This is a genomic window from Natronorubrum sediminis (genome assembly GCF_900108095.1).
GTDB lineage: Archaea > Halobacteriota > Halobacteria > Halobacteriales > Natrialbaceae > Natronorubrum > Natronorubrum sediminis.
In genome coordinates, this window is record NZ_FNWL01000001.1 from 975,213 (window position 1) to 990,286 (window position 15,074).

Genomic DNA, 15,074 nt, shown 5'->3' on the forward strand with positions numbered 1-15,074 from the left:
TTGAGTGTATCCAGTCACTGATTCGCGACAGTGAGAGTAGCCGACTGGGTCTGATACCTACGCCGTCCACTCCTCGAGGCACGTCTCGCTACAAAAGTGTCGATACACCGCCTCACCGTCCTCGAGCGCGGGGACGACCCGTTGGTCGACAGCCGATGTAATCGGGTCACGACACGCCAGACACTCGAGTGAATCTTCGTCCGTCGAATCAGCCATAGAGATTGATGGGACAAAACCAAGTTTAACGGATCTGTTCCGGCAGATACAGCCATCGACGACAGACCAGCGTCTGTGGACGTCACTCGGACGGTTTACTCGAGACGTGATTTGTCGCCCTCTGTCTCGGAGCGCGTTCGGTAGGTGGGGAGGTGGGTAGATTGGTGGTCGAAACGGCCTCGAGTGTGAGGCGTCAATCCCTCCTGCTCGAGGCGTACTCGCCCACCGTCGAGCAAGAGGGGTCGAAATCAGAGGTGGGGAGTTACGGCTCACTGATGGCCTCGAGTGTGGAGTGTGCCGGTAAGTTGAGCAGCAGGCTTATCGCCGTTACCGACGAAGATTGCTATGGTATGTCACAGCAAGAAGTGCAACAGGAACTCGCGGTCGATCAGTACACGCTGGGACTCGTCGGTCCGGACCAGGAGTGGGCGGGGACCGTCGCGGACGGTGGCACGATCCGAACGTACACGCCGCCTGGGTGTTGGGGTCCGATGATTACACCCGACTTCCGCGGCGGCCACGAGGTGACACGGCCGATTCGGGTCGAAGGCGCGAGCGTCGGCGACGCCGTCGCGTTGCACATTCGCGACGTCGAGGTGACGAGCATGGCGACCAGCACGGGGTCGATGGCCGAACGCGAGGAGGCCTTCGGCGACGATCCGTTCGTCGACCACCGCTGTCCCGAGTGTGGAACGACGTGGCCCGAGTCGGTCGTCGAGGGGACCGGCGAGGATGCCATCAAGTGCGCAGAGTGCGGCGCGAACGCCTCCTCCTTCGGCTTCGAGTACGGCTACACCGTCGCGTTCGACGACGACCACACGGTCGGTATCACGCTCGACGAAGACAGCGCACACGAACTCGCCACAGACGCTGCTGAAGTGATGGATATCCCCGAAAACTCCCGACAGCACCCGATCTTGCTGTACGAACCCGGCGAGATGCCCGGCACGCTCGGTCGGCTCCGACCGTTCATCGGCAACGTCGGAACGACGCCACCGGTCACGATACCCGACTCGCACAACGCGGGCGACTTCGGCCAGTTCCTCGTCGGTGCCGACCACGACTACGGGATCGAAACTGCAGCCGACCTCGAGGATCGGACCGACGGCCACATGGACGTGCCACAGGTCCGTGCGGGTGCGACGCTCATCTGTCCCGTCGCGGTCGACGGCGCGGGCGTCTACGTCGGCGACCTCCACGCGAATCAGGGCGACGGCGAACTCTCCTTGCACACGACCGACGTGAGCGGTACCGTCACGATGGACGTCGAAGTCATCGAGGGCCTCGAACTCGACGGTCCCGTCCTCCTACCCAACGAGGAGGACCTCCCCTTCATCAGCCAACCGTACAGCGACGACGAGCGCGAGGCCGGCCAAAACCTCGCCGAGCAACACGGCGTCGAACTCGAGGAGGACATGGGCCCAATCCAGGTTATCGGCTCCGGGGCGACGGTCAACGACGCGACTCAGAACGCGTTCGACCGCGCGACTGGCCTCCTCGAGATGAGCGAGGGCGAGGTCCGCTCGCGGTGTACGTTCACCGGCGGGGTCCAGATCGGACGGCTGCCGGGCGTCGTGCAACTCGATCTCCTCGCGCCGATGGACGTCCTCGAGGATCGCGGAATCGCCCACCTCGTCCGCAAACAGTACGGACTGTAGGCGAACGGCGGAGCGAGGGAGGGCGACCCGGCTCTCGTTTTCGACGTGGCACCTGCGACCGGAAAGACGTAGTAGGCGGCCGCTCGAGCCACCAGTATGGGAACGATGGACGACGACGAACTCTGCGTCACCGAGTGTACTCGCTGTCCGGCGCTCGTGGACTCTCGCACGCAGATCGTCAACGGAACCGGTCCCGAAGACGCCGATTTGCTGTTCGTCGGTGAGGGGCCCGGCGCGAACGAAGACGAGCAGGGCGAACCGTTCGTCGGCCGCAGCGGAACGGTCCTCGACGACGGCCTCAGGAACGTCGGCCTCGCACGCGGAGACGTCCGCATCACGAACTGCGTGCGCTGTCGGCCGCCGGAGAATCGCGACCCCTCGACGGACGAACTCGAGAACTGTCGTGGCTACCTCGAGCACGAAATCGACCTCCTCGATCCCGACGTGATCGTCACGCTCGGGAAGGTGCCGAGCGAGCACCTTCTCGGACGCTCTGTCGCGGTGACGAAGGAAGCGGGCTCGCTCGAGGAGGTGCGAATCGAGGGGACGCCCCGTCGCGTATTACTCTGTGTCCACCCCGCGGCCACGCTGTACGACCGAAGTCAGGAGGAGACGTTCGCGAATGCACTCGACCGGGCGGCGGATCTCGCGGACGTGGACGGCAGCGAGGGCGGGCAGTCTCGACTCGACGGCTTCTGAGCGCGCGACTGTGAGGGGCGGATCGGCACTCGAGACGTGAGGCAGACAGGCACTCGAGACGCGAGTCCACAATCGCCCGAACAGCAATACACTTGAACGCGCCCCACCCAACGTCGGTATGAACGCTGTTTCGGCTTCTCACGACCAATCGCTCGCATCGGTCGTCATCGTCGACTACGGACTGGGGAACCTCCGAAGCGTCACGCGCGGCCTCGAGCGCGCGGGTGCCGACATCGAGATCACGGACGATCCGGACGCTTTCGCCGACGCCGATGGTGTCGTCCTGCCGGGCGTCGGGGCCTTCCGCGAGGGTGTCGAGAACGCCGACCCACTTCGAGCGGATTTACTCGAGGTCGCAGAGAGCGATACGCCGCTCTTTGGCATCTGTCTCGGCATGCAGATGCTCCTGACGACCAGCGAGGAAGGAGAGAACGACGGTGAATCCGCCGTGCGAGGCCTCGATCTGATTCCGGGGACGAACGTTCGATTCGCCGAGGGCCAGAAGGTCCCCCACATGGGCTGGAACGAACTGACCGTCGAGCGCGAGCATCCGCTCGTCGAGGGAGTCGATGGGAACTACGCCTACTTCGTCCACTCCTACTACGCGGCACCTGACGACGATCACGCATCAGTCGCGACGACCGACTACGAGCGCGAGTTCCCCTCGATCGTCGCCAACGAGGACGGCACCGTCTTTGGCACCCAGTTCCATCCGGAGAAGAGCGGCGAGACTGGCCTCCAGATTCTGCGGAATTTCGTCGAAATCTGCGCTGAGGAGTAACCGTCCCGCGAACGACCACGGGGAGTGAGCGGTTTTTTGGTCCAGGTTTTTGCGCGACGGGTGAGCGAACGCAGTGAGCGAACTCGAGCGGAAAAAGGTGGCTGTCGGAACTTCGTCGAGATTTGCGCTGAGGAGTGAGCGGCTTTTTGGTCTCTTCGCGAACGGAGTGAGCGAAGGTCAGCGAGAGCATCGCTCTCGTCAGACAGGTTTTCGCGCGACGGGTGAGCAGAGCGCGGTTCGAAGCGAACGGAGTGAGGGAGAAACGCACCAGCGAGCTCGAGTGGAAAAGGTGGGTGTGTGAGACGAGACTCCGTGTTCTACGGTCCCGTTGAAATATCTGCCTGTCGATAAAAGTTGGCTGCCGAATACAGAGGGTAAAAACAGCAGCTATAAAAACGAGCCTACAATTGTGTCCCCACGATTAACAGCAGTAGGACGCAAATGAACGAGGGGAGGTGACAGAATCATGAAAAAGAACGTAGGCGGTATAGACCGTCTCGGGCGAATCGTCATCGGCGGTATTCTAGCCATCGCAGGCATAGCCGCTCTTGGTGGGTTCTGGGCTATTGGTGCCGTTATCGGCGTTGTGGCATTCGTCCTTGGGATCGTTCTCCTCGTGACAGGAACGACCCAAAAGTGTCCTATCAACGAGATGGTCGGAATGGATACCACCGAGCACGTAGAGAAGAGGGAGTGAACGACCCCTTTGATCGTTTATTTCGCGTAGTCGGCATACGCGTTGTATCTTGCACGTCACGCTCAACCTATTCAGAAGCTGGCAGAAAGTGCGTGCGAGATACAGAGGATGGATGCAGCATCGAACTTGCGTGAACACCGACCCCAGCAGTAGCGTCCCAGACATCGTAGAGCCCGTTCCTTCCGTAAATCACGAAGTCGGCGAGCCATCTTCGAGGATTCGTTCGACCGTACGACTCCCTCCAACAGTGGAGGGCTTATTTGGCCAGGGCGCATGAACGAGGCAATGAGTTCGACACCGTTGACAGACACCCTCCAAGAAACACTCGCAATCTTCGAGGAAGGCGGGGAACCTCGGACGACGACCGAGGTCGCAGAACAGTTCGACCTCGGCCGGCGGAGCGCCTACGAGCGACTGGAACGGCTCGTCGACCACGACCAACTCGAAACCAAGAAGGTCGGAGGCAACGGGCGCGTCTGGTGGCAGCCAGCGACGGACGGAGATGCGACTACACGAGATGCAGTAGATAGCGACCTCGGCGAGGTCTTCGATCGAATTTCGGACAGTTTCTACGCCCTCGACGAAGAGCTCCGCTTTCGCTATCTGAACGACACCGCAGTAGACCTGTTTGGACTGGATGAGACCGCCATTGGATCGGATATTCGTAACGGAAATCTCACGGAGACGTTCGAGAACGCGCTGTGTGAAGCTCTCGAAACGAAAGAGCTCGTGACCTTCGAAGACTACTATCCTCCGTGGGACAAGTGGTTCCACAACGCCATCTATCCCTCAGAATCAGGCCTGTCGGTCTTCACCCGCGACATTACCGAACGGAAGCGACGCGAACAGGAACTGGCCCGCTACGAAACGGTCGTCGAAACGAGTCCGATCGGCATCACGATCGTCGGCAGCGACGGCGAGATGCGATTCGCGAACAACCGTGCCGAGGAAATATACGGTCGGAGCAAAGACCAGGTCAACACCCTCAGCTTCGACGATTCCGAATGGAAGGAAATCGACGCTGACGGCGAACCGCTCACGCGCGACGAGAACCCCTTTCCGCGGATCATGGAGTCCGAGGAACCGCTGTTCGATCAGATCAGCGGCGTGTCACGGCCGGACGGAGAGCGCATCTGGATTTCCGTCAACGGGGCGCCGGTCTACAACGATCGCGGAGAGATCGAGAGCGTCGTGTTCAGTATCGAAGACATCACTGAACGAAGGGAACAACAACGCACTCTCGAGGAGTCCGAACGTCGTTACCGGACGCTCGTCGAGAACTTCCCGAACGGGATCGTCACTCAGTTCGACGAGGAGCTTCGGTACACGCTCGCCGAGGGTCAGGCGTTCGACTACCTCCCCCACTCGCCGGACGACGTCGAAGGAAACCACCTCCACGAGGTTTGGGCCGACGACGTAGCCGAAACGATCGAACCCGTGTATCGGGTCGCACTTGAAGGCGAGAAGCAGTCGATAGAGGGCAGGTCCGAGGGGCGCGAGTGGATCCTTCATGTCGTACCCCTATCAGACCAAGATGGCGAGATCCACGGGGGAATGACGATAGCACTAGACATCACCGAGCGCAAAGAACGCGAACGAGCGCTCGAGGAGTCCGAACGCCGTTACCGGACGCTCGTCGAAAACTTCCCAAACGGTGCAGTCGGCCTCTTCGACGATGACCTGCGGTACACGGCCATCGGCGGGGAGTTCCTGGACGTGGTCGGTGTCGCCCCGGAAGATCGGATTGGAAACAGCGTCTACGACATTTACGCGGACGATATCGTCGAAGAGATCGAACCATACTTCGAGGCCGCGCTGGAGGGCGAGGCGAACTCGTTCGAGCTCGAGTATCTCGATCGAAACCTGTTCGTCTATAGCGTGCCCGTCAGAAACGCCGACGACGAAGTCTACGCAGGGATGATCGTCGTGCAAGACGTTACCGAACGACGGAAGTACCAACGCAAACTCGAGGCGTCGAACGAACGCCTCGAACAGTTCGCCTACGCGGTCTCACACGATCTTCAGGAGCCACTGCGGATGGTGACGAGCTATCTCCAGTTGCTTGACCAACGGTACGGTGATGCGCTCGAGGATGACGGCGAGGAGTTCCTCGAGTTCGCCGTCGACGGCGCCGAGCGGATGCGAGAGATGATCGAGGGCTTGCTCGAGTACTCGCGAGTCGAAACGCGAGGGGAGCCGTTCGAACCGGTCGATCTCGACGCGATCCTCGATGAGGTTCGGGACGATCTCCAACTTCGGATCGACGAGACGGACGCCGAGATTTCGGCCGACGACCTGCCGACGGTGGTCGGTGACCCCAGCCAGTTGCGCCAGGTGTTCCAGAACCTGCTGGACAACGCGATTGAATACAGCGGCGACGAGCCGCCCCGGGTCGACATCACCGCCGAACGTGCCGATAGTCGGTGGCGCATTACAGTCCACGACCACGGGATCGGGATCGATTCTGACAATCAGGATCGCGTGTTCGAGGTGTTCCAGCGGCTCCACACGAGCGACGAACACCCGGGAACCGGCATTGGCCTGGCCCTCTGTCAACGGATCGTGGAACGTCACGACGGTGAACTATGGGTCGAGTCCGAACCGGGCGAAGGATCGACGTTCTCGTTCACGCTTCCTGTCTCGTAACCCATCGATCGTTCGTTCAGCTGTTCCGACCGACCTCGATTTCTTCACTATGTGGTCTCGACGCATGCCGCTTTCGCGCCGTGTATCTTGCAGAGACTCCACGAACTACCCGTGTTGAGCCACATTGACATCGGTTTCTTGTCCTGATTGGTTAGATCGTCTCGTCTGGCCATACCTTAGCCGCATATGCATTTCCGCAGTCGAGACATTCAGCGATTCTCCGTTCGTCGTCTAATTGAGCATGCTTTGTAGGATATTCGCCCTTTACTCAGGAGAATTTCCAAAATCCATCACTTGTCAAATGATTCAATAGAGCAGATCTGCGGAACGTCGTCGAGAGCTGCACTGACAATGACCGCGACGTACCTCTACAACAGTTCGCGAACCTCTGAGTACCACATATCGTGGTAATCGACGTGACCGACCCGGCGAGCGATCGCGACGGCGAGGACGTGCCAACACTGTTCGGTCGGATCATCGTCGTCTAAATTGTACTCGCTATCTTTGCAAGTACAGCCCTCGGCTTCGACGATGTACTCGTCTTCGTAGCCGACGACGATCGTAAAGTCCTGGTAGGCCTTCACCCGACCCTCGCCGACAGCTTCGATCGCACGGACCCCCCGGTCGTCGTGCACGCCGGTAATCTGCTCGACGAGTTCCGGCGTGAGTTCGCCCGCTTCCTCGAGGGCGGCCTGCCACTGTTCGACTGGGTTAGCCTCCGGCACGACCGGAACTGTGTTCGCAACTGTAAAATCGGTTCGGTTGTCCATCGTCGATGTCGAGCGAGACCACACCGTTTTTCGCCCGCTACCCTCGAGAGAGTGTATGCGCGTCACCGAGGGTGGGGTCGAACTCGAGGTCCCCGGCGAACAGACCGAAGGCGTCGAGGAGTCGGTGTTCTACAACCCCCGACAGGAGTTGAACCGAGATCTAACGATCGCGACGCTGCGTGCGTTTCGCGAGCGCGAGGATCGCGCCGACTCGTACCTCGACGCGATGGCGGCGAGTGGCATTCGCGGGGTTCGGGCGGCCGACGACGGCTGGGACGTGACCTGCTGTGACGTCGAACCCGACGCTGTCGACCTCGCTCGAGCCAATCTCGAGCGAAACGGCCTCGAGGACGCCTGCGTCGAACACCGAAACGTCACCGCCCTCATGCACGAGTCGATGTTTGACGTGATCGACCTCGATCCCTACGGGACGCCGATGCCCTTCGCTGACGCTGCCTTTTCTCGGTGTCGGGATCTGGTTTGTGTGACCGCGACCGACACCGCGCCGCTGTGTGGAGCACACTTCAATAGCGGCGTGCGTTCCTACAGCGCCGTCCCACAGAACACGGACTACCACCCCGAGATGGGCGTGCGAATCCTCCTCTCCGCGCTCGCTCGCAGCGCCGCCCGCTTCGACGTCGGCGTCGAGCCAATCCTCACCCACGCGACCAGTCACTACGTGCGAACCTACCTCGAGTTAGATCGCAAGCCAACCGCGGCCGACGCCGCACTCGAGCACCTGGGATACGTCTCGAGTTGTGAGGACTGTCTCTACCGGGAGGCCGAACACGGCCTAATCGCGAACCCACTCGAGACCTGTCCGAACTGCGGGGGCGAACGGCTTCTCGTCGCCGGGCCGATCTGGCTCGGCCCGTATCGCGACCGCGAGTTCGTCGCCGACGTTCGCGAGCGAATTCCCGACGCGTTCGGAACCGCCGAGAAGGGCCGTGAACTCTGTGTAATGCTCGAGGAGGAACTCGACGAGCCGACCCACTACGATCAGCACAAGTTGTGTAAGAACTGGGGGCTGCCCGCGAACGCGATGGACGACTTCCTCGCTGACCTCCGAAAAGCCGGATACGAGGCGTCACCAGCGCACTACGGGGGGACGACGTTCAAGACGGACGCGAGCGTCGGCAAAATGTTCGACGCGACGAGCGACTCGCTCGAGTAAGTACGTTCGCGCTGGTCAGTGGCCGATGGTGCGAGCCAACGCCGGTTCGCCCCAGAGTATGCCACAGAACGACATACGTCGCTGGCCCTCGTAGGGGGTCAGTAGTGCTCGATCGCAACCAGCTCCTCGAGGTCGCACGCGAACTAATCAGCGTCGCTCGTCACCAACAGCTGACGCTGCTCGCGGCCGCCGTCGCCTTCTATGGCTTCATTTCGCTCGTGCCGATGTTGCTACTCGGGTTGGGGATCGCCGCCTCGATCGGCGGCGAAGCGCTCGCCTCCCAGCTGACGGCTGCGGCGAGTGACATCCTCACGCCCTCAGCACAGGAACTCCTCGCGGAGACGGTGCTCGACGAGACGAACCGCCAGAGTGCCACCGTCTTCGGCGCGCTCGGATTGTTGTGGGGTGCCAGTCGCGTCCTGCGCGGTCTCGATCGAGCGTTCTCACAGATTTACGGCACCGCCGCCTCGAAGTCGTTCGTCGACACCGCCTGGGACGCGATGATCGTCTTCCTCGCGATCGCGTTCGGGCTGACGATCGTCGGCGGCCTCGAGTATCTCTTCCGCGTGCTCCCCGTTTTCGGGACGAGCGTCGTCGGTCCCCTGTTCATCGTCCTCGGACTGGTCGTCACGTTCTTACCGCTGTACGTCATCTTCCCGGACTCGAACGTCAGCCTATGGGAGGCGCTGCCGGGGACGGTAGTCGCCGCAATCGGCTGGTTCGCACTGAGTCGAACGTTCTCCGTCTATACCGAGTTGACGGGTGGATACGCCCTCTACGGCGCGATTGGTGTCGTCTTCCTCGTGCTCATCTGGCTGTACGTCGGAGCGATCATCCTCGTCTTCGGTGCGGTGCTCAACGCGGTCCTCGCCGACCGTGAAGCGGATCGGCAGCTACAAAGTCCCGGCCGACGACAGGTTTCCATAGAAGCGATGACCGACGACGCCACGGGTGCCGACGAGGGGACGACGGAGGAGGAGGCAGCCACGGCCACGCAGCCGTCAGAAACCGACTCGAGTCCCCGACAGCGCGCTCGGACTCGAGATCGATCCGACGATCCCGAAGCCCTTCGAGAGGAGATCGAACGGCTTCGCGACCGAGTCGACTCGTTCGAGGATAACGTCGAGCGCCGAACCGTCGAAAAGGACTCGCTCGAGGGTGATCTCAAACGCTACGTTCGCCGAAAACTCCGTCGCGGCCACGCCCACGACTGGGGACCGTACCTCGTCTTGTTGTACGGCACGGCGATGTCCATCGCGGCGTTTTACTTCCTTTCGGGCGGCTGGGCCGTCCTCGCGATGTTCGTCGTCTGGACCTCGACGCTCGGCGTCTACGCGCTGATGGTCCTGTTCGGCTTTGGAATCTCCATCCTCGGACTCCCCGGGCGCCTCCGCGATGCGATCGGCGACCGACGCTCCTGAGCACCCACGAGACCGGCTGTTATCCACCGTTCACCCGACTCGAGACATCCACGAGCCCTTACTGCGTCGTGACGACGCGCTGGCGCAGGAAGCGTCGAACACGATCCGTGTACGTCGCCGGTCGGTGGAGATTGCAGATGTGACCGACGCCTGCGAGCACCTCAAGCCGGGCGTCCTGGGCCGCGCCGGCGTGCGCTCGTTCTCCTCGTCGCATGATTTTGTCGTGCTCGCCGTTTAGCACGAGCGTCGGGCCGGGATACGTCGAGAGTTTCGCGCGAAAATCTTCGCCGGCGATCTCCGGACCGGCGTTGCCGAACTGTCTTGGATAGATCCCCGCCTCGATAATCGCCGCTTCGACGTCTGTCGGGAGGTCCCGATTTCGAACCCACCGCTCCCCTAGTCGCTGGACGGCGCGTTCCCCGACGTCCGGGTTCGTCGCGAGACGAGCCAGCGTTCCAACCCCTCGAGTAAGCGTCTCCATTCCGCCGACGGGGTTCGCGCTCGAGCCGGTCAAAACCAGTCCGTCGACGTCGTCGGGGTAGCGATAGGCGTACTCCGTGGCGACGTACCCGCCGAGCGAGAGGCCGACCACCACCGCGCTGCCGTCCGTTTCCGCCTCGATCACGTGCTCGAGGACGGCGATTGCCGGGTTCATCCGAAACGGTTCGTTCGCGCGGTCACCGTGACCGGGGAGATCGAACGCGACCGTGTGATAATCGTCTGCGAGCCCGCGAACCTGCGGGAGCCAGAGTTTTCGCGTGAACATCGCGCCGTGAACGAAGACGACCGACTGGTGCTCGTCCGAGCCGGCGTCGTCGACGGCGCTGTGTCCACTGTCGGCGTCTCGTCGTGACATACCCCCTCTAATCACGACCAACGGTGTAATTTCCGGGCCGGAACACGCAACACGGATCGGCCGAAGGGGTGGAGGGCGACCGTGTACTTCGTCCAATAAGGAGGCGCGCTCGTCCGCGTTGTGTCCCTACCGTGGCAGTCACTACGCCGTTACGCTTCGTCGGGCGAGCCCCCGCCGTCGAGGGCGGGAGTAACGGTATCGTCGGTCGACGGTAACTCGCCTTCGAGTCGGATGGCATCGTCGGTAACCTCGCGGACGGCATCGCTTTGCAGGCCGTGGCTTTGCTCGACGATGCCGTCCCAACCGATCGACGAGGTGGTCGACTCGAGTGAATCGGTAGCCGGCCTGACGTACGCGATATCGCGGTCGACCGAGGTGACGACGGCGACGCGTTCCCCCGCGGCGTTTTCGACGGGTTTCCCGACGTCGTTCGGCGTAAGACGAGCGCTCATAGCGAAGACTACTCGGACGCCGGGCAAGCCGATGGTGCCTGCAAGCGGCAAGTCGACTCGAGTGGACACCTCAGGGATCCGAGCGATTCCGGGGCTCTTCGGGACCAGGAGTCGACTGATCAGTGGCTCGCACCTCACCGTCCGACGCGTCGTCTGCCGTCTCACCGGTTCGGTCGCGGTCGCTCGGCCGAAACCCCTCTTCGAGGTGAACGCGGGTGTCAGACGTCTCTCGAACGTCGCTCTCCTCGAGCGTGAACGGTTCGCCGAGGTCACCCCACCCGAATCGGGCCTTGATGGTGTCGAGTGCGTCGGGCGCTGGCTCGACGCGAACCGTTCCTCCCTCGAGCGAGTCGACGGTTCCGATCACCCGGCCGTCGGCCCGTTCGACGAGTTTGCCGACGTCTTCGTCTGTCAACGATGCACACATGATCGGTGGTTCACCGTCGGGGAAAAAGCAGATACTGCCTGCAAGAGCCACGACCGATCGATTACTCGAGGAGACGAACGAGCCGCGGCCAGCGTCCACGACCAGCGTATTACTCGAGGACGCGAATGCTCGAGCCGAAGTACTTCGAAAGGACAGAAGAGACGTCGTCGGCGTTGAACGCCTCAAGGTCGCCCGCGATTTCGTCTTTGAACGCCTCGAAATACGCCTCGTCGACCTGCAGTTCCCGAAACGAGACGGATTCAACCGGTTCGCCGAGCCACTCCTCGAGGAGGGTCCGACCGTACGCCTCATCGTTCACCTCGCCGCGCCACAGCGTCTCTCGGAAGAATTTCCAGCCGTCGGTGCCCGGTTCGGCGGCATCGAAGAAGACGGTCACCGTCGGTTCGGCGGTCGACGGCTCGAGGTGAACGTCGGGGCGCTCGGACTCGAGGTGGAGTCGGGCGCGAAAGACGTACTGGGCCTCCATCGCCTCAGGCGTTTCGCTCGGATTCGATGAGTTCGGCCATGTCGATATCCTCGTCGGTAATGCCCCCTTCCTCGTGGGAGGTCAGTCGAATTTCGACTTCCTCGTAGCGGATGATGGTTTCGGGGTGGTGAAACTGCGCTTCGGCGATTTCGCCGACCATCTGGGCGAAGTTGACGCCGCGGAGGTAGTCGTCGAACTCGTACGTTCGAACGATTTCGTCTCCCTCACGCGTCCACTCGTCGGGCAGCTGCGCCTCGATTTCGTCGTCGGAAAGCAGGTCGGCCATACGCACTCGAACGGAATCCATCCAAATAATGATTGCGTGTCGACGGATCGCGCGAATCGTGTTCACCGACAGGGACTTACCATCGAGACGGCTATGGAGAGATGTTCGTATGTGTGACCGGTCTGGAACGTGTTCAGATACTGACACCTGCCAGCTCGTGCTCAGAAACGAGCGCACCGGGATCGAGACCACCGAATACTACTGTAAGGCACACCTCGTCCTCCGGATCTGGGAAGTCGACGCCGACGACGATCTCGAGGTCGTCGACGCGACGAAGCTCTGGCACTAACGCTCGAGTGGTGGTCACACAAAAACTGGCTGGTTACTCGAAAGCCAGCTACTCTCTCGGAAAACTTCCTCATTACGTGCCAATCGTTCACACACCGTGACGAGTCCGTTCCGCGTTAATCGTCGTCCGTGGCCTCGAGTCCGGATTCGGTCGCGACCGTCTCGGTCGGCAACGGTGGCGCGATCGGGCCGTCGTCGCCGCCGAACTCCGGATCGAACAACTGGAGTGCGGTGTTGATCGTGCTCCAGTCGTCTTCTGCAGCGGCTTCGCGGAGGCTCTTGGTTGGCGGCGCGAGCAGTTGATTGACTAACGCGTCGGCCATCGACTCGACGATTTCTCGCTGAGCGGGTGAAAACTCCTCGCCCTCGAGTCGCGAGAGCGCCGTCTCGAGTTCGCGCTGTTTCATTCGCTCGGCGGATTCGTACATCGCGGCGATGACCTCGTCCGCGCGAGCACGTTTGTACTGCTCACAGAGCAACTCGAACTCGGCATCGACCATCGATTCGACCTCGAGAGCCGCGTCGGCGCGTTGCTCGCGGGTGGCGGCCGTAATCGACTCGAGGTCGTCCAGATCGTAGACGCTCACCGACGGGAGGTCGTCGGCTGCCGGCGCGACGTCTCGAGGTTGGCCGAGGTCGACGACGACTCGCGTCGAATCGTCTCCGGCAGTCGAACAACTGTCCGCGCTCTCGGCGGAGCCGCCGGATTCGAAGTGCGTCTCCTCGAGTACCGGTTCGGCGCTCCCGGTAGCCGTGACGACGACGGCGACGTCGCTTGCGAGGGACTCGAGTGCCGACAGCGACGTCGCACTGGCCGTTGCCTCGAGTTCGCTCGCGAGGTGTTCGGCGTGGTCGACCGTTCGGTTGGCGACCACGACCTCCGAGACGCCCGCGTCTGCGAGGTTTCGAGCCGCGAGTTGCCCCATCTCGCCGGCCCCGACGACGAGCGCGCGAACGCCCTCGAGCGAGCGTTCCTGTGCGGCGAGTTGGGTCGCCGCCGAGCCCAGCGAGACGATTCCCTCGTTGATTTCGGTCTCGGTTCGCGCTCGTTCGCCGACGTGGATAGCCTTCGTGACGGCAGCCTCGAGCATTTCGCCGATGCCGCCGGCGCTCTGGGCGTCCTCGTAGGCTGTTCGAACCTGGCCGAGAATCTGGTCTTCGCCGAGAACGACCGACTCGAGGCCGGCCGCGACGGAGAGGAGGTGTCGAAGGCTCTCGTCGTGGTCCGTGACGACCACGCTGTCGTCGTCGACATCGTCGAAAAACTGGGAGACGGCGACACGACCGACGGCGGCGTCACTGGCGACGACGTACGCTTCGACTCGGTTACACGTCGAGAGGACGTACGCCTCTTCGATCGCTGGGACGGAGCGCAGGTCCGTCACGCCGTGTCGTTGACTCTCGGGGCTCGCGGCGGCGAGGTCGTCGACACTCCCGCTTTCGTGGGTGACGCGTGCACCGGTTACGACGCCGGACGGGATCACGATCGATCACCCTCAGTAGGCAGTTCTTCGCTCAGCACGTCCTCAATCACTTGCCCACAGTTAGGAGCACCCGTACGTAAAGCTGTCCAAACGCCAGGACGTTCGACGACGTCGGTGACGATCTCCCGACGGCGTTCGGGCGACACGTCTCGCGATTTGAGTTCCCCCCTGAGTTCGCCACAGAGTCGAGCCATCTCGCCCGCTCCCTCGAGCGTCTCTTCGAGTTCCCGTCGGAGATGTTTGCTCACGGCGGGTGCCGTCCCGCCGGTCGCGATCGAGACGACGACCGGGTCTTCCCGAACGGTTGCAGGCACGACGACGCTTCCCGCGTCGCGTTCCCCCGAGCGATCCGCGCGGTTGAGCAAGATACTGCGGGTTCGAGTCGCTCGTTCGATCGCGTCGTTGATCGCCTCGTCGCTCGTCGCGGCGACGACCAGTGCGGGGTCGACGCGCTCGAGCCAGTCGTCGATCTCGGCTGGCTCGGGTGCGGCCCGAACCAGGGACGCGCCGCCGAAGGACTCGTCGGTGAACTCGGGGCTCACGACGACGACGTCGGCCTCTCGAGCGAATCTGCGGGCCTTTCGTGCGCCGACCGAGCCGCCGCCGAAGACGAGAACGCGAGCACTCGAGAAATCGTGCAGCAGTGGAATCATCCGTGCCCACCGTTTTTCGACTCGGGTCCGCGGAGCGGACCACTCGCGCAAAAACTCTGTCCGGCGAGAGCAGCGCTCT

At 62.3% G+C, this 15,074-nt stretch carries 17 protein-coding genes; 8 read left to right on the forward strand and 9 right to left on the reverse strand.

Annotated elements, in window-relative coordinates; translation table 11 throughout:
- Positions 1 to 57: 57 nt before the first annotated feature.
- A complete protein-coding gene (locus BLW62_RS18525; RefSeq protein ID WP_175459679.1) occupies positions 58 to 216 on the reverse strand; it encodes a DUF7576 family protein in 159 nt (52 codons plus the stop codon).
- Between the two features lie 350 nt (positions 217 to 566).
- On the opposite strand from BLW62_RS18525, the gene BLW62_RS04810 reads away from it, so the two are divergent.
- From BLW62_RS04810 to BLW62_RS04830, 5 genes are all read left to right on the forward strand, one after another.
- A complete protein-coding gene (locus BLW62_RS04810) occupies positions 567 to 1,874 on the forward strand; it encodes an acetamidase/formamidase family protein (protein ID WP_090505673.1) in 1,308 nt (435 codons plus the stop codon).
- Between the two features lie 96 nt (positions 1,875 to 1,970).
- Positions 1,971 to 2,573, forward strand: a complete 603-nt coding sequence (locus BLW62_RS04815; RefSeq protein ID WP_090505675.1) for a uracil-DNA glycosylase — start codon at positions 1,971 to 1,973, stop codon at positions 2,571 to 2,573.
- Between the two features lie 118 nt (positions 2,574 to 2,691).
- A complete protein-coding gene (gene hisH / locus BLW62_RS04820) occupies positions 2,692 to 3,354 on the forward strand; it encodes an imidazole glycerol phosphate synthase subunit HisH (protein ID WP_090505677.1) in 663 nt (220 codons plus the stop codon).
- A gap of 466 nt (positions 3,355 to 3,820) precedes the next feature.
- A complete protein-coding gene (locus tag BLW62_RS04825) occupies positions 3,821 to 4,051 on the forward strand; it encodes a YgaP family membrane protein (protein ID WP_090505678.1) in 231 nt (76 codons plus the stop codon).
- Between the two features lie 285 nt (positions 4,052 to 4,336).
- Positions 4,337 to 6,697 carry a PAS domain-containing protein gene (locus tag BLW62_RS04830; RefSeq protein ID WP_090505680.1) on the forward strand — a complete coding sequence of 787 codons (2,361 nt, stop codon included), beginning with the start codon at positions 4,337 to 4,339 and terminating at the stop codon, positions 6,695 to 6,697.
- 368 nt (positions 6,698 to 7,065) lie between these two features.
- On the opposite strand, the gene BLW62_RS04835 is transcribed toward BLW62_RS04830, so the two are convergent.
- Entirely contained in the window at positions 7,066 to 7,422 is a 357-nt protein-coding gene (locus BLW62_RS04835) for a hypothetical protein (RefSeq protein WP_090506422.1), read from the reverse strand.
- Between the two features lie 100 nt (positions 7,423 to 7,522).
- Here BLW62_RS04835 and BLW62_RS04840 point away from each other — a divergent pair, with 100 nt between their 5' ends.
- Complete coding sequence (locus BLW62_RS04840) at positions 7,523 to 8,641, forward strand: tRNA (guanine(26)-N(2))-dimethyltransferase (protein WP_090505682.1); 1,119 nt, start codon at positions 7,523 to 7,525, stop codon at positions 8,639 to 8,641.
- A 104-nt stretch (positions 8,642 to 8,745) separates the two neighbouring features.
- Positions 8,746 to 10,062, forward strand: coding sequence for a YihY/virulence factor BrkB family protein (locus BLW62_RS04845; protein WP_090505684.1), 1,317 nt, complete (start codon positions 8,746 to 8,748; stop codon positions 10,060 to 10,062).
- Between the two features lie 58 nt (positions 10,063 to 10,120).
- On the opposite strand, the gene BLW62_RS04850 is transcribed toward BLW62_RS04845, so the two are convergent.
- The 5 genes from BLW62_RS04850 to BLW62_RS04870 form a co-directional block, all read right to left on the reverse strand.
- Positions 10,121 to 10,918 (reverse strand): alpha/beta fold hydrolase, encoded by a 798-nt coding sequence (locus tag BLW62_RS04850; RefSeq protein WP_090505686.1) that lies wholly within the window; start codon positions 10,916 to 10,918, stop codon positions 10,121 to 10,123.
- Between the two features lie 149 nt (positions 10,919 to 11,067).
- On the reverse strand, positions 11,068 to 11,370 hold the full coding sequence (locus BLW62_RS04855) for a hypothetical protein (protein ID WP_090505687.1): 303 nt from the start codon (positions 11,368 to 11,370) through the stop codon (positions 11,068 to 11,070).
- 70 nt (positions 11,371 to 11,440) lie between these two features.
- On the reverse strand, positions 11,441 to 11,896 hold the full coding sequence (locus BLW62_RS04860) for a hypothetical protein (protein WP_090505690.1): 456 nt from the start codon (positions 11,894 to 11,896) through the stop codon (positions 11,441 to 11,443).
- Positions 11,897 to 11,906: 10 nt separating this feature from the next.
- Positions 11,907 to 12,284: an LWR-salt protein gene (gene lwrS, locus BLW62_RS04865; protein WP_090505692.1), complete on the reverse strand. Its 378-nt coding sequence runs from the start codon at positions 12,282 to 12,284 to the stop codon at positions 11,907 to 11,909.
- Positions 12,285 to 12,288: 4 nt separating this feature from the next.
- The gene (locus tag BLW62_RS04870; protein ID WP_090506423.1) at positions 12,289 to 12,570 is read right to left on the reverse strand and encodes a 4a-hydroxytetrahydrobiopterin dehydratase; all 282 of its coding nucleotides are present in this window, start codon (positions 12,568 to 12,570) and stop codon (positions 12,289 to 12,291) included.
- A gap of 109 nt (positions 12,571 to 12,679) precedes the next feature.
- Between BLW62_RS04870 and BLW62_RS04875 the strand changes: the two genes are divergently transcribed.
- Positions 12,680 to 12,859 carry a hypothetical protein gene (locus BLW62_RS04875; RefSeq protein ID WP_090505694.1) on the forward strand — a complete coding sequence of 60 codons (180 nt, stop codon included), beginning with the start codon at positions 12,680 to 12,682 and terminating at the stop codon, positions 12,857 to 12,859.
- 115 nt (positions 12,860 to 12,974) lie between these two features.
- Here BLW62_RS04875 and hemA read toward each other — a convergent pair whose 3' ends face one another.
- Both hemA and BLW62_RS04885 read right to left on the reverse strand, forming a co-directional pair.
- Positions 12,975 to 14,342, reverse strand: coding sequence for a glutamyl-tRNA reductase (gene hemA, locus BLW62_RS04880; protein ID WP_090505696.1), 1,368 nt, complete (start codon positions 14,340 to 14,342; stop codon positions 12,975 to 12,977).
- Complete coding sequence (locus BLW62_RS04885; RefSeq protein WP_090505698.1) at positions 14,339 to 14,995, reverse strand: precorrin-2 dehydrogenase/sirohydrochlorin ferrochelatase family protein; 657 nt, start codon at positions 14,993 to 14,995, stop codon at positions 14,339 to 14,341. Before BLW62_RS04885 ends, hemA begins: the two co-directional genes overlap by 4 nt.
- Positions 14,996 to 15,074: the final 79 nt, after the last annotated feature.

Bases quoted from the DNA above. Each gene is read 5' to 3' on its own strand.
- BLW62_RS18525 (WP_175459679.1), bottom strand. From the start codon at position 216: ATGGCTGATTCGACGGACGAAGATTCACTCGAGTGTCTGGCGTGTCGT.
- BLW62_RS04810 (WP_090505673.1), top strand. From the start codon at position 567: ATGTCACAGCAAGAAGTGCAACAGGAACTCGCGGTCGATCAGTACACG.
- BLW62_RS04815 (WP_090505675.1), top strand. From the start codon at position 1,971: ATGGGAACGATGGACGACGACGAACTCTGCGTCACCGAGTGTACTCGC.
- hisH (WP_090505677.1), top strand. From the start codon at position 2,692: ATGAACGCTGTTTCGGCTTCTCACGACCAATCGCTCGCATCGGTCGTC.
- BLW62_RS04825 (WP_090505678.1), top strand. From the start codon at position 3,821: ATGAAAAAGAACGTAGGCGGTATAGACCGTCTCGGGCGAATCGTCATC.
- BLW62_RS04830 (WP_090505680.1), top strand. From the start codon at position 4,337: ATGAGTTCGACACCGTTGACAGACACCCTCCAAGAAACACTCGCAATC.
- BLW62_RS04840 (WP_090505682.1), top strand. From the start codon at position 7,523: ATGCGCGTCACCGAGGGTGGGGTCGAACTCGAGGTCCCCGGCGAACAG.
- BLW62_RS04850 (WP_090505686.1), bottom strand. From the start codon at position 10,918: ATGTCACGACGAGACGCCGACAGTGGACACAGCGCCGTCGACGACGCC.
- BLW62_RS04855 (WP_090505687.1), bottom strand. From the start codon at position 11,370: ATGAGCGCTCGTCTTACGCCGAACGACGTCGGGAAACCCGTCGAAAAC.
- lwrS (WP_090505692.1), bottom strand. From the start codon at position 12,284: ATGGAGGCCCAGTACGTCTTTCGCGCCCGACTCCACCTCGAGTCCGAG.
- BLW62_RS04870 (WP_090506423.1), bottom strand. From the start codon at position 12,570: ATGGCCGACCTGCTTTCCGACGACGAAATCGAGGCGCAGCTGCCCGAC.
- BLW62_RS04875 (WP_090505694.1), top strand. From the start codon at position 12,680: ATGTGTGACCGGTCTGGAACGTGTTCAGATACTGACACCTGCCAGCTC.
- BLW62_RS04885 (WP_090505698.1), bottom strand. From the start codon at position 14,995: ATGATTCCACTGCTGCACGATTTCTCGAGTGCTCGCGTTCTCGTCTTC.